Below are 13,714 nucleotides of genomic sequence, written 5' to 3'. Positions count from 1 at the left end.
TGTACACACACCCTTGAAAAGGGTATACCATCCCCTTAAAAAACTAACAACTTAACTTCAACCCCTGCCCCGTAGCCTATTCTCTTGTCAAAGACCTAAGCCATATTTAAAAACTATAATATAAAATTTTTACAAAGCAAGCTTGTTTCTAATAAAAACTGTCTCATCAATATAAAGTTTTTATAGTTTCCCAATTTTTTCCTATCTTTAATATTTCAGACTTGGATTTAACTTTAAAAACAGCTATTCTATACTCGCCCTCTTCCTCAAAAAGAATTTTCTCTATTTTTTTAATTTCTTCCTCACTTTCAAAAACACTCCATTGCACATGCATCCCTATTTTTTTGAGATTTTTTCTCACTTTATTCCTAACTTTTTCTGTTTGATAATCGTATAAAATCACTCTCATAACCTAATCATCTTTAAATTTTTCCAACTCTGCTAAAAATTCTTTTATTGAATTTGTTAGCTTTTCTTTCATTAAATTAAATCTATCGAGTATCTTGGTTAACACCGGTTTTTTAAGAAAATATCCGTTATCTCGTTTTTCAAAGTCTTCTTTTAACACTTCATTTTCTCTTATAAGTTGTCCTACAAAATAAGTAAGTTTTGGTCTTAATATCTCTAATACGTCTGAGGCAAAGGCTGCATGAGCTCCTTTTTTAACATGCAAAAAAGAAATATAGGGATCAAATCCTTTTATCAAAATCGTTCCGATGGATAAATTATATCCTAAGATATAAACAAAACTTAGTAAAGCATTTACTTCATCTGGGGGTGGGTTATAGGTTCTTTCGGTAAAAGTAAACTCAGTTGTTTTTAACATTTCTGAAAAGGAGTTAAACATCAATTTGGAGGCATACCCTTCTATACCTAAAAGTTGCGAAAAACCTTGGATTTTTTCAATGTTCAGTTGAATTGCCTCTAAATCCAGACCAAAAGTAGATTCTATTTCTAAACATTTCTTTTTTACTATATATTTTGCGACTTCTAATCTATTAAAAAGATTTAGTTTTACCTGTGTTAACCTTGTATAAAGGAAGCTACTGTTATAAGGAGGTAAAACAATTCCTTTAATAAGTCCATAGGTAGTTAAGAAAATAACAGGTATGTTGTTAGAACTGCACAAGGATAGAGCCTCAGAAGTAATAGAAGCTTTACCGAAAACAAGAACACCATCTATGTTAGTGACAGGAACACTCCCTTTAGTTTTAGGAGTTTCTATGTAAAGCCTTCCGGCTTTTTTCTTTATTTCTGTGTAATCGCTGAAAATTACAATTGTTTGTTTCATAAGTTTTATTCAAAAAATACAAAAACTTTCCAGGGTTCTAATAAGTAACCTTCAAAAATTTCAGGAGGGTCTACTGGGTAAAAGAATATTCGGTCTGTATCTTTATCTACTATTTCCTGTAGTTTTTCATAAAGGGCCTCGATTTTATTTTTACTAATATCCGGAAGATAAAACGCACTATACTGAACTCTATACCCCAATTTTTGAAGTAACCTTGCCACCTTTCGTCTTTTCTTATGGTCTGAAATGTCATAAACTATAAGGTAATCCATATCCAAGAGGGAGGTATCCCCAGTTTTATTAAAGTTCCGTAGGGTATTTTAATCAGTGCTTTTGTTCCTTTCCAAAGCAGAAAAGAAAGAAATGCTTTAACTATAAATCCTGGGTCTGCCGGAGGGGGTTCTTTTAATATAAGGTCGTTGGTTGATTCAAGCACAGTAAAAGTAAAGGCTACAGGGAAGAAAAAGTCATCGAGAAAGTCTTGACCATAAAGTTTTTCCTCAAGTTTTGGTAATGTTTGAGGCAATCCTACCTCACCAAAAAATAAACCTGTTAAGACTGCACAGGCGATGCTGTAGTAACAGTAATAAGCTTGGATTATAAGGTTTGCTTCTTTAAGAAGATCTTTATAAGAAAAAGCTTTTGGCAGATTATAACCATAAAGTTTTAGCGACCGGTAGTTTAAACTCCAGAGGATTATACTCTTATACTCCCTCTCCAAGTTTTTAGCTTTTAGATATTCAAACAAAAGTTTTCCCCAGTATGTTTTAAAGATTTTATTAAAGTTGCGATAAGTCCTTTTATACCTTTTATCTATAAAGATCAAAAATTTGTTGGGAAGGTTTAAAAAACTAAAGTTTTTTTCTGCCCCAAAACATAAAAAGCCTCGAAAAGCTTTAAGATATTCTGTGTTTAAGTGTTTGTAAGTTTCTGTTATGACTGCGATTTTAGGAATCTCTTCCATTTGTTAAAAAGTTTGTTTAACCTATATCTCAAATAATATTTCTAATATTTTTTTCTTCGTTTCATTTCCTGGTTTATAGCGCAAATAAATGGTTTCACCATCTTTTTTCACCTCTACACAGGTTCTTTCAAAACCACAGTGAGCTAAAAAATTCCGTTTGTCTGCTTTATCACAACCTCCTTCGTATTTACCTTCTATAAATTCTGTTAAAGGCTTATATTCACTGGTAAATTTAACTTTTATTTCATCCTTGATGAAGTTATTGTGTAATTCACGTCCTAAATACCAACTGTTGAGTAAAAGGTTAAAGGAGTCATAAAGGGTGGGTTTATCTTTTATAAAGATTGCTTTAAGTTCAGCCACCGTAACCTCAGGTTTTTGAGTTATACCTTTTTCTTTTAGTGCTTTTACAATGCCCTTGTAAAGGGCAAGCATAAAGAAAGCCTTTTTGAAACTATCAACTTCAAGACCTGCAGGTTTTTGAAAGGTGTTTGAAAGTAAATCTTTGGTTTTGGTTATCAAAAAAGTGATCCCATCTTCAATTTTTTCCAAATTGTCATATTTAAAGGTATATAATACAAGCGGAACGTTGTTTTTAATAGCAGAATAAAATAAATAACCATATGAAAACAAAGGATTAAGTTTTTCTTTAAATTCTCGTTTTAAATTTTCGTCTAATTTATCATTGATAGTAGCCAATGATTTAATAAAATTATCGTAAGTTTGTTCTAAAATGATTTTATCTTCACGTATTTTAACGTTTATTCCTTCTGGTTTTTGGGGATATTCGAAGAAAGTTTTTACATCAAGTTTGGTTTTATGGATTTCATAAAAATTTTTTGATGGAGTTGGGGCACCAATTATGGGATCAGAAAAAATTAGATAGACTTCAAGGGGTGAATGGTCTTTTAAAAAATTCTGTAGTTTATAAAAAGTATAAAAAAGCTTAGCTCCTTCTAAAAGTGCAGTAACATGGAAGTTCAATCCACTTGAAATGTCGATAAAAAGCTTGTTAAAAGGTCTTTCTCTATACCTTGATACTATGTCAAGGAATATTTCTAAAACGAGCTCATCAAAAGTTGCATCAAACTGAAACCCTCCAAACTCTCCTAAACTGTGAATAACCGTAAATCCGTCTGCCTCTTTGGAATGGGGATGGAGTTTAAAATAGGGATATGGATTTTTATAATAACTTTCTTTTTCTGAAAGATCGCCATCCAAAAATTTACTCAGTTTTTGTTTAAAATCAGCATAATTTTCTGGTATATTCTCTATAGCACCTTTATTTATTAAGAGACTTGCAGGAAAAACAAGAACAAGTTTTGCCTCTTCTTGTTTGTTTTCTTTGATAAATTCCCGATAAGCAAGTCCGGTTAAAGATGAAAAGTAATCCTTTCCCTCAATTTTAAAGTTTAGTTTGTTTAAAAACTTTGGGTCAAACCTTCCGATTTGATAGATTAAGTTCATACCTATACCTCCTCCTCTACAATCCTGTATTTTCCTAAACCAAAGCTGGTATTCTTACCGCAGTGTAATATCTCTCCAGCTTTTAATATAGGAGTAAAAGGCGATAGATTCCCTTCAAATACAACCTTTCCTATAAGGCCTCCCATTTGCATGCGTCGCTCTTTTCTAAAGGAGTATCTTTCCCAGTCATACCAGCGCAACCCATGGTGTTTAGTTTTTATTTTTTCGGCAAGGGAAATTAATTCCCTTGCTGGTATACTTTTGGTGTTTCCCTCACAATGAAAATAATATAAAGATGTGATCCTTCTTAAAAGTTGGCGTATTAAAACATGAAATTCTAGCCTCTTTACCAATTTTTTCTGATAGATTAGTCTTAAAGGAGTAAGAAACTCTATGGTAATTTGAGTTTCTGAAGAAAAAGGACCTTCGGTTTCTTGAAGGTTTAGCAAGAAATTTATCGCAATTTCACCATCTTCTATCAGATGTTCTAATAGATTAAATTTGCGTTTACCTTTACCGATTCCGTTTTCTCCAGCCAGTTGAATAGCTAAAATAAAGTGAGGCGTATAATTGATGGCTTTCCCTATTAAAATAACCTTTAAATCAAACCGGTCCCCTTTAGCAAAGATTTTTTTATCTGTTTCTGGAGGTTCGATAACAAAAGGATGCGGTAACGAAGGGTATTTGTGTAAGTTAAAAGGTAAGGGAGTTGTTTTATCAGGTATGGTCTCAAAAATATAAGCATAATAGCAAGTTTTAAAAAGTGGACATTCATGACAATCAGACATAGTTTTTAAAGTGCATAAGGCAGACCTAAGAGCTCTTCCTATTACTCCACGGAAAGAGGATCCTTTAAACTCTGGAAGATAAAGTTCGTCTTTAGGTTCACATACAAAGGTTAAATTTCGGTAGGGAATTTTAATCATAGCTTCATTGTTTATCGAGAACCTCCTCTATGTAAAGCATAACCCATCCAAAAGGTAAGGCTTCATTTAAAATTTCTTTACTTGGAGAAGCAACCCAAAAAGTTGTTGCACTATCTTTGTATAGCTTTCTTCCTCCTGGCCCCTTTATCAAAATCTTCCTTAATCCTTCAATCGTTACCGCCTCTGCCCCTGAATGTTTACCAATTTTTAAAAGTATCCCTTTATTTTCTCTTATGGCCTGAACTTGACGGCTGTTAAAAGAAAAAGTGATCCCATATTGTTTTAAAATTTTTAATTCACTGTGTAATAAATTAGCATAGCGTGTGTTAATACTGTTAAGTAAATCTTTTAAAGTTATGTTGTGTTTTATGTTTCCATTTAAAGGTTCTTCTAATTTTATTTCTCCATAAAACACTTGCCCTTTAGGTATAACTTCAACTGGTATTGATAATTTTGCTCGTTGCGTTCCACCTTGATTTGCAATGTTTTTACTAAGGTTGATTTGATACAAGATTTGTGTATTGACAGTCCTTTCAGGTCTTAGGTCAGAGCATTTAAGCAACTTAAAACAATCCTCCTTAACATCCTTATAGTTTAAAAGTTTCTTCTCAAGCTCCTGGGCTATTTGGCTAATTTCTTTCCTTTTAGTAGACAAATTAATATTTTGGATTTTTTTGATAACTTCTTCTATTTCCATTTTTACCTTACCATTTTTTAATTGTTGTTTATAAAGTGCTTCTAAATAAGCCGTTCTGATAGAACCCTTTAAAGAACTTCCAGGAATAATCGGTTCTTCTGTTAAAGGATTATAGTAAGTCCTGGGGATAGCCAATCGGTTAAAGTTTTGCAAGATGTCTTTATCACGGTTTAGTTTTAAGAGTTCTACATATCGTTTCCCAAGGTCTGAAGGTATTCTCAAAACCTTTTTGATGTAAAAATTTTTTATTTTAGGTAAAATTCTATAGCAATAAAATTTATAGAGTTCAATCAAGGCTTTTGGACCTTTAATTTCAGAAATTTTATTTAATTCGTGCCAATCGTCGTTTTGGAGATTTTCTATGAGGTTCCAGAGGGATAAATAGTAAAGATGGTTGGTCTCAGGATCGATTACGAAACTTGTAGGTTCATAAAAATCATCACATCCTATGTGGACAGGGGTTAAGGTTTCTACTTTTATCTTTATAATTTTAAATTTCATCCTGTACCTCCACAGGGATAACTAAAGAGTACCCTTGGGTTACACAGTTCGGTAAAACAGTAGAGACATTTTTAATGGCTTTTCCGAGATAAACCTTCTTTTCTGCCTTATCTGGGAGATAAATTGCTCCTTCATCAGCCATTAAAACCGGTGCCTTAAAAGGATTAGATGAAATGCTGAAAACATCTCCATGCCTTCCAAACCTAACAAAAGGTTCATAGTAAATTTTTTTATATGACTGTTCAGGAACCGAAGGAGAAAGGGTATAGTAGGCATTAAACGAGGGATTTTTTTCATAAAAATCAATTTCTTTATACTCAACTAACTTAAATTTTCCCCAACCACAGGTAGCATCTTTTCCAAATCCTATTTCACCAACTCTTTCTAAGGCTTTTAGAATTCCCTCAACCGGTATGTCTTCTCGAATTCCTACAAAAATGACAAGGTCTGTGAGATACCAAAAATTAGCAATCACAAAGGGACCAAAAGGGGGCTGGGTAGTTTTACCTACAACCCTATCTATGGAACAGCGAGCTTGTTCACCGTTTGCTACAAAACTTATCTTTTCATACTCAATTTGATTCAATTTAGGTAAAGGCTGAGTATAGACAAAATAATTTTTTTCTTTTAGTTGTTTTCTTTTAGCGATGATTTCTTCTTCATCTAAGCTAAAAAGCAGATATAATGGTAGGGATGGTCTTTTAAGATAAATTTTGTTATCGTGGTAAGGGAAGGCTGAAGAAAAGATCGAAAAGGGATGTATGTCATAATCCTTAAGCAAATTATCAAGAGGTTCTCCTACTAAAGTTTCATCATAGGCTATTTGCCAACAAACGTGCCCAAACAGAGTGTCTCCCTTTATAGGAGTACCAAAACAAGTTAATGGTTTGAGAATAACTTGATAGACCTTCAAGGCCCCCTCCTAAATATTCTACTAACTAAACAATTTTTTTTCTATTTCTGCAAATCTTTGGTTTAAATCTTCTCTTTCAAATTCGAATTTTATCCTTCCATAACCTCTCGAACCAGAACCACCAAGGTAGTCATACTCCAAAAGCTTCAATCCCTTTAGGATTTCGTCAAATAATTCTTCATCATCGTCAAATAGCACCTTAAAACTGACCTGAAATTCAAACTCAGCTCCAGCAGGCACCCTTTCAGTAAACCTTGGATTTTCTGCCGTCCCTGTAACTCTGTTTATCCTGTTTTCTGATTTGATTTCCGTATAGGGTAAGTTTAATTGCTTTATCTTGGCCTTATATTCTTTAGTAAAAAAGCTATCTGTAAAGGCTAAACGTGAGGGACCAATATAACGTAAAACTTCTTCTGCAGCTCCAGATAGACCAAAAAGTTTTAAAATAATCTGACACCTGCGTTTTATATCTTCAGGGATGTTTTCTTTGGTTAACATCTTATGATTGGCTAATCCACCGCTTTTATTATCTGCCTCGTAAGCATAAGTAGGAATACCATAGTAAAGCTCAAGTAAAGACCTAATCTTTCCTTTTAGCGAAGACCCAGGGATGTAAGGCTCGTTTGTGTAAGGATGTTTAATTACCAGATTGTCTACACCTCCTATGTGAAATTCAGTATCACCTGAACCGATGTGAAGCCCGGTTAATAAAACTATTTTTCCTTTTATGACTTCAATTTTCCTTAATCTGAGAGACATGTGATTTCCCATGGTTTACCTCCTTGGCTGATTTTCTCTTTTTTGATCTCTAGAAGTTTTAGACTTTTTAGTTTCTTCAAAGTATCTATAAAATCCCATAAAAGCTTCAAAAAAGTTCATAAATACTTTAAAATCTTCTTTGGTTTTAACTTCATCTAAACATTTTTCTATAAACTCTTGAAAGGCTGGAGTTATTAAATTTCTACCTTTAGCATAATATACTTTAGCCCTGATCATCTTAATAAAAGGTAATAGTCTTTGAAAATTTTCTTCGTCTGCAGTTTTAACCTGATCATAGAAGAAAATGACCTCATCATAAAATTTTCTAATCTGAGTAATTTTGTTTTTGTTTTCTAACCCTTCATTTTTAATCCTTTCAGCCCATTCTTTAGCCACCTCAGAAAATAAATCTGGATTTACTAACTTTTTTTCTTGGTCTAACCAAAAATTGATGTTACTCATGTCCTGCCCTCCTTGTCTCGTAGATTAGTTTCCAGAGAGGGATGCGAAAACCCTCCCCATAGTGGTCAAAAGTTTGTTTTAAGTCGATCAAAAACTCCTTTAGAAATTCTTGATACTTTTCTTTATTTTCAAACTTTGTTTTATTTATGTTCCTGACCGTAAAATAGTAAAGTTTGCTTGGCCAGGTTAGTGCGGTGAGGTTTTTTAAATCTGTATTTTTAAGATCTTGTAAAAATCTTTGGGCTATAGAATACATTTCAATTAAGAAGTTTAGTTTATAAAGGTAGGATCGTTGAAAATATTCATTAAAATACCAGTTAGATAGTTTTTCAAAAATCTTTGCGTTGAGTTCAAAAAATTGGTCCCATTTTACATAGCAATTAAATACTGTGATACCATTCTTACCGCTGTTTTTTGTATGTTTCAAACTCTTTTCTGACCTTTCTGCTAATTCTATTACCGGGATTTCAGGTTTAGTTAGGACAAATCCGCTTGATATAGTCAGATTTTCTGTGTTATATGCGGTATATCTTCTAAATTCTTTTACTACCTCTTCACTAAAATTTAAAACGGTGTTCCATGGCCCTATGATGAATAGATCATCTCCTCCGGCAAAGACGTTATAGATCTCCTTGTAGGAAGATTTTGTTAAACATATCCAGGGTAGATAATAAGCAAAAAATAAATTTAATTGACGAGAAATGGCAATGTATCGTGATAAAGTCCTCTTCTCTGGTCTTAGCCCTTTGTTGAAAAGCAATCCTAAGTTGTCTACGTCAGATTTTAAAACCCCTAAAGCTGATATCCCTAAAAGTTCGTCATCTTTTTGGTTGACAGCCTTTTTGGCCAGCTCTTCTAAGGTAATGGGTAAGTTGTTTTCGTCCTTAGGAACATATGAATTTATGAATTTTTTAGGAATAATAGTATACAAGGCTTTTTGAGTGCTATCTTCTTTATCTACTTGAGGAAGACTTATATTCCATAGATGTAATAGATTTTTGCTATCAATTTTCCCTAAATCACTGCTTTTTAGAAAACCAACAAAGTAATTATTGAAAATTGGGACTTTTAAGGTATTTAGGGTTGAGGCTGGTTTATTATTAAAAATTGCTATAAAATTTCTTTTAACTATAGATTGTCCGATGGTAATTTGGTCATAACAAATTCCGCATGTCTCTACGTCTGTCTCCTCTATTTTGAATTTAAAAGGTCTTTTACCACACAAATCACAAGTTTTACTTCCGGAAAATTCTAAGAAATAATCCTCATAAACCCCTCCAAATTTTAAAAGGTCAAACTTTTGATATTTTTTAGCTTCAGAAAGTTTTCCAAGGTTTCTTATAAGGCTAACATAACCTTCTGGATGAAGTAAATCTTCAGGTTTAGCCGCGGTCCAAATGATCCCTATGGATACCTCTCCATAAAAGTGCTCATATAACCAAGTGTTAATTTCTTCCTCAACCTCTTTTAAAGTATGAGAGGTATCGGGCAAATTGGGAGCAAGGATTAAAAACTTACCTCCATTGTTGAAAAGAACTGAACAGAAAGATAATCCCAACCTTTCTAAAATTCTTAAGGCAGAAAGTTCACTCAATAAAGATACATAAAAAGAGCGTCCTCTTAAGAGTTTGGCAGCATATTTGCGAGTAGAACCACCAGAGGAAAAAATAAAATTTTGAATTCCATAAAAATTACCTTCTATAAAAAGAAACTTTTCTATCGATCGATTTTTAATCGAATTTTCGTTCAGGCTGTTAGTTTCTTTGTGATATAAATAAAGGGCTGAGGCAAGGCTTGCGGTTAAGTATAGATGGTCGTAAAGCGAAACATCACTTGGGATTTCTACAAATTTATGGTCTTCCGTTTGTGTAACCGTGGCTGAAGGGACAAAAACAAGATAATGCATCAAAAGATTGTTTAACCCCTCTAACCATTGTTCTTCATTCAAACCTAACTTCCTGGTAATTTCAGATAGTTTATTAAGACTATCCTCAAATTCGTTGATTATTTTTTTATAACTATCGCTGTTTATAGAAATTTTATCTTTTGCCTTAGGGAAAATAACTTCAGGATTAAGTGTTGCCAGATCATAGGCATACTTAAAGTTCTCTTCCTTGTTTTCTACCCAATTTTCATTTAAACTCAAGTCTTCAAAAAGACAAAGAAGTGGTCTGCTTTCAGCAGGAATTTTTGACGGAATATCTTCATCGTATTTTCTTCTTTCGTATCCACTGCTTAAGGTATCAGCTTCAGTAATTATTAATTGCTCTTCAGAGTCTGGCTTGTGGTGTTTACACGCTAAATTGATCAAAGAATCTTTTTCTGAGCTATATTTTAAAAAATAGGAAGGGATAAGATTTTTAAATTTTTCTATGAAATAGTGGGTATATAAAACATGCTCATGGGTATATCTTCCTTTATAAAAAGGTTGGTACAGTTCTTGGTTTTCCTGATTTTTAACGTCTGAATCTAAAAAGATTTTTGCGCGTTGATAAATTTTACCGATATCGTGAAGAAGGCTTGCTAACACAACTCTATACAGAAGTGGGTCTTTTCCCATCCTAAAGCCTCCCGCTTTGTTAATAACATTTTGTTAATAACATCTTTTTATTATATTATATAACATTCTACTTCCTCAAAATCTGACATCAGTTTCGCGAATTTTTCGTAAAAATTTAAAACTTAAAACCGGCTCATAAAGGGCTGTGCCTTTTTGAAAATTATACATAAAGCCATCTACATAATGTCCAAAAGCTATTCCAATCATAAAAGCTATTACCACCGGACAGGAAAAGAAGAAATGATAACTCTTAAAAGACTTTTTCTCCCTTATATTTTGTAAAAAACTTGCAGATTCCTTTGCTACTTGATGAAAAAGCTCAACCGGTAAGTTTCCTTTGTATTCAGACTCTAAAATGACAAACGAAGGGTCTTTTAAGAAACTGGCTACATAGGCTTTTACATCTGCAGTCAGTTCATGATGTGAAAAATTAAGAATCACAACCAAATCCTCACCTTTATCTTCAAAGATTGGGTTTATCAGTTTAAATTCTGAAATCCTTTCTTTGAGGGTCCTTGGAGTTAAGACTTCTATTGGGTGGTAGGTAGCAACTCCATCTAAAACTTGATAATGATAAACAACGAAAGGGTCAAAGTGAGAAAAAAGAACTCCAAGGGCAAAAGAAAGGGCGCTTGCCGTCCTAAAACCAAGATGAAAGGTTTTGACTCCAGGAAGAAAATGCCTTATTTTATAAATTTTATAATAAAACTCCTGGCTCACCCTTTCCCAATCTTCTTGTTTTTGAAGTTGTCCAGTAATCATGTAAAAATCTTCTTCAGAAAGTCCGTAAAACAACTCAACCCCTTTTAAGATAGGAAACTCCGCAAACTCTTTTTCTCCTTTGTAAACCTCTAAAAAAGAGTGAACTTCTTCTTTCCCTGAAGAAGTAACATAAAAGGGGACATCCCAGGCTTCCTTTTCAAGATACTTTTTGATGGTATCAAACTTTTTTACCTGAAGAGGGGTTATAAGCCTTAAGTTGTTAGATTGTGCAAAAGAAACTTTTTCTTGGATAAAATCAACATCCAGAATGTCTCCTTTTGAATTTAGTTTTCCAGTAAATCTCAGGTCATCAGGTATTTTTTTTATACTCAAAGTCACCGCAAGAGGAAGCATGAAACTATCTCCTCCGAAAGAACTTTCAAAGAAAACTGCAAAGTTTTGGTTTACAAGCTTTTTAATTATAGAAAGTTTTCTTTTTAGATGTTCTAAGTTGGTTATAACCTTAGAAGTTTCTGGTATCACCAAAGCCTTTACAAGGCTACAGGAAATTTTCTGGGTTTTTTGTTCTTTTCCTGCTACGATTATCTCACATATCTTTCCCTCTCCTTTGATAATCCTTTCTGCATCCTCTTTTTTTATGCTTAAACCTTTTGCTAAAAAAGAAGGACTAACCACGTCTTTTAATCTTTCTCTTAAATAAAGCAAAATTTCAAACTGTAGCTTGGGAGAAAACAGATAGAATCTTTCTAATATCTCTTTAATGTGTTCGTCTAAAAGACCCTGTTTTAGGAATTCGAGAAAATGCGAAGGCTCAAAATCTTCAAATCTGAACATCAAGCTCCTCCTCAAGGATAGAATAATCAAGAGAAAACGGCAAAGGCTCTATGATTAGTTTATCTGTTTCTAATTCCCCCTCAAACAACACCTTGTCTTTAAAGGTAATCTTTACTTTTTTACCGATGGCATGTTGAGGTAGATATAAAATTAGTTTAGCTTCATCGTCTTTTCTTTCTAAAAATGCAAAAAAGTTTTTCCCTTTAAAAACGTTTTTTGAGGTTGCAGCCTGAGAAAAAGCATATTCTTGGAAAGTTTTATACACTTGATAGTCTACCTTTATTGCTTGAAAACTTTCTTCGTAAGAAGAAAGGGTATCTAAGAAATTAAGCAAACTAAAGGTGTTATACGGAGCAAGTCTTGACATCTCAAGTCTTATGTATTCTCCCTGAAGGTTGTCTGGAATAGAGGTTTTTTCAGCATACTCTATTAACTTTTCAAAGTTGCTAACCTTTCCTAAAATCATAGAGAAATTTTTCAAAAAATCTTCCATCAGATAAACCCAAAAAGGAAGACAGGCAAGGACCATCTTAAAGTTGTGAAGTTTAATAACTGGAGTGTCCTTAAGGTAAGCAAGAGCTATTTCTTCGCTTAAAACTACGCACTTGAATAGTCTTTCGTTATAGAATTCTATCTCGTCGACAACCACTACATAAATTGGAGGGAAAAGCCCAAGCTGTCTTAAATCTCCGACACTAATGTCCCCACCTTCAAAAGAGAAAAGAACCTCTTCTTTTTTCAACAGACTTTTATATAACCTATACTCCCGGTCTAAAACATTTTTTTTAATCATTAATCCACCAATAATGTTTTAAAAATTTTTCTTTTTATTTTATTTATAATAGATTTTTTCGCAGATTTCTGACTTAATCATCTCAAATACTTTCACCGCTGGAATTTCTTCCACTTGAAAAGGCTCTTCAAAAACATTTTTTAGCTTGTTTTTAATCCTTTCCCATCTCTTATAATGCACCTCTTTTTTGGTGTTAGTGGGAACTTCTTTTTGATAGATATGTTTATATATGTAACAGCATAGGGTTTCAAGTTCTTTTTTGCTAAGGGTTTTCTTGATAACATTAACGATTTGTATAGCTTTGATGTTCTCAAGATAATCTAATACATATTGAGGTAACCTTTCTTCAACTTTATATTTATCTTTAAGGTCTGTCTCGTTTTGTAATTTCATATCCTCTAAATTTATCTCTTTTTTTACAGAACTAAATTCTGACGTAAGATGATAGTAGATTAAATTTTTTGCTGTGGTAAAAATATATTTTTCATGTATAACCTCAAGATTTTTTATCATTTCTTTTTTATCCAAAAACCTCAAAAATATTTCTTGGGTTAATACCTGAAGATAATCAGAGCCATAATATTTTTTAAAAAGAGACTCTGTTTTATGGTCAAAATAGGTTTTAAAAGTTTTTTTGAGAATCCTTTGGATGTTTGTTGATAAGGAAATAAATTCCTGGCGAGAAAGCTTGTTTTCTAATAATTTTAAAAAAAGAGGTTTATAATCCATAGTGTCAAGAAAATTGTGTATGGATTTTTTCTTCTTTTGTAATAATTCTAATTTTTTCTTCTCCATATCTTGCCCTCCTGAGCTCCCTTAACTCC

At 32.9% G+C, this 13,714-nt stretch carries 14 protein-coding genes; all 14 read right to left on the bottom strand.

Annotated features, from left to right (window positions below; all coding sequences use genetic code 11):
- Positions 1–166: 166 nt before the first annotated feature.
- Positions 167–409 (bottom strand): CRISPR-associated endonuclease Cas2, encoded by a 243-nt coding sequence (gene cas2, locus PWP26_RS07755; protein ID WP_273010658.1) that lies wholly within the window; start codon positions 407–409, stop codon positions 167–169.
- Positions 410–412: 3 nt separating this feature from the next.
- Positions 413–1,291 carry a CRISPR-associated endonuclease Cas1 gene (cas1, locus tag PWP26_RS07750; protein WP_273010659.1) on the bottom strand — a complete coding sequence of 293 codons (879 nt, stop codon included), beginning with the start codon at positions 1,289–1,291 and terminating at the stop codon, positions 413–415.
- Between the two features lie 5 nt (positions 1,292–1,296).
- On the bottom strand, positions 1,297–1,563 hold the full coding sequence (cas2, locus tag PWP26_RS07745) for a CRISPR-associated endonuclease Cas2 (protein ID WP_273018869.1): 267 nt from the start codon (positions 1,561–1,563) through the stop codon (positions 1,297–1,299).
- Complete coding sequence (locus PWP26_RS07740) at positions 1,548–2,255, bottom strand: hypothetical protein (RefSeq protein WP_273010661.1); 708 nt, start codon at positions 2,253–2,255, stop codon at positions 1,548–1,550. The genes cas2 (PWP26_RS07745) and PWP26_RS07740 overlap by 16 nt, the downstream gene beginning before the upstream one ends.
- Before the next feature lie 21 nt (positions 2,256–2,276).
- Positions 2,277–3,722: a CRISPR-associated CARF protein Csx1 gene (gene csx1 / locus PWP26_RS07735; protein ID WP_273018870.1), complete on the bottom strand. Its 1,446-nt coding sequence runs from the start codon at positions 3,720–3,722 to the stop codon at positions 2,277–2,279.
- 2 nt (positions 3,723–3,724) lie between these two features.
- A complete protein-coding gene (gene cas6, locus PWP26_RS07730; RefSeq protein ID WP_273010663.1) occupies positions 3,725–4,648 on the bottom strand; it encodes a CRISPR system precrRNA processing endoribonuclease RAMP protein Cas6 in 924 nt (307 codons plus the stop codon).
- A gap of 4 nt (positions 4,649–4,652) precedes the next feature.
- Positions 4,653–5,846: a type III-A CRISPR-associated RAMP protein Csm5 gene (gene csm5, locus PWP26_RS07725; protein WP_273010664.1), complete on the bottom strand. Its 1,194-nt coding sequence runs from the start codon at positions 5,844–5,846 to the stop codon at positions 4,653–4,655.
- Positions 5,836–6,759, bottom strand: coding sequence for a hypothetical protein (locus tag PWP26_RS07720; protein ID WP_273010665.1), 924 nt, complete (start codon positions 6,757–6,759; stop codon positions 5,836–5,838). The genes csm5 and PWP26_RS07720 overlap by 11 nt, the downstream gene beginning before the upstream one ends.
- 21 nt (positions 6,760–6,780) lie before the next feature.
- On the bottom strand, positions 6,781–7,530 hold the full coding sequence (csm3, locus tag PWP26_RS07715; RefSeq protein WP_301399350.1) for a type III-A CRISPR-associated RAMP protein Csm3: 750 nt from the start codon (positions 7,528–7,530) through the stop codon (positions 6,781–6,783).
- A gap of 3 nt (positions 7,531–7,533) precedes the next feature.
- Positions 7,534–7,980, bottom strand: coding sequence for a type III-A CRISPR-associated protein Csm2 (gene csm2, locus PWP26_RS07710; RefSeq protein ID WP_301399349.1), 447 nt, complete (start codon positions 7,978–7,980; stop codon positions 7,534–7,536).
- Complete coding sequence (cas10, locus tag PWP26_RS07705; protein ID WP_273010668.1) at positions 7,973–10,540, bottom strand: type III-A CRISPR-associated protein Cas10/Csm1; 2,568 nt, start codon at positions 10,538–10,540, stop codon at positions 7,973–7,975. The genes csm2 and cas10 overlap by 8 nt, the downstream gene beginning before the upstream one ends.
- A 75-nt stretch (positions 10,541–10,615) precedes the next feature.
- The gene (locus PWP26_RS07700) at positions 10,616–12,097 is read right to left on the bottom strand and encodes an SAVED domain-containing protein (protein ID WP_273010669.1); all 1,482 of its coding nucleotides are present in this window, start codon (positions 12,095–12,097) and stop codon (positions 10,616–10,618) included.
- Positions 12,084–12,890, bottom strand: a complete 807-nt coding sequence (locus PWP26_RS07695) for a hypothetical protein (RefSeq protein WP_273018871.1) — start codon at positions 12,888–12,890, stop codon at positions 12,084–12,086. The genes PWP26_RS07700 and PWP26_RS07695 overlap by 14 nt, the downstream gene beginning before the upstream one ends.
- Before the next feature lie 39 nt (positions 12,891–12,929).
- A complete protein-coding gene (locus PWP26_RS07690) occupies positions 12,930–13,685 on the bottom strand; it encodes a hypothetical protein (protein ID WP_301399347.1) in 756 nt (251 codons plus the stop codon).
- Between the last annotated feature and the right edge of the window lie 29 nt (positions 13,686–13,714).

Origin of the sequence: Thermodesulfobacterium sp., from assembly GCF_030445475.1 — a bacterium.
GTDB lineage: Bacteria > Desulfobacterota > Thermodesulfobacteria > Thermodesulfobacteriales > Thermodesulfobacteriaceae > Thermodesulfobacterium > Thermodesulfobacterium commune.
Note: the sequence above shows the minus strand (reverse complement) of the source record. Positions and strands in the feature narration are given on the sequence as shown.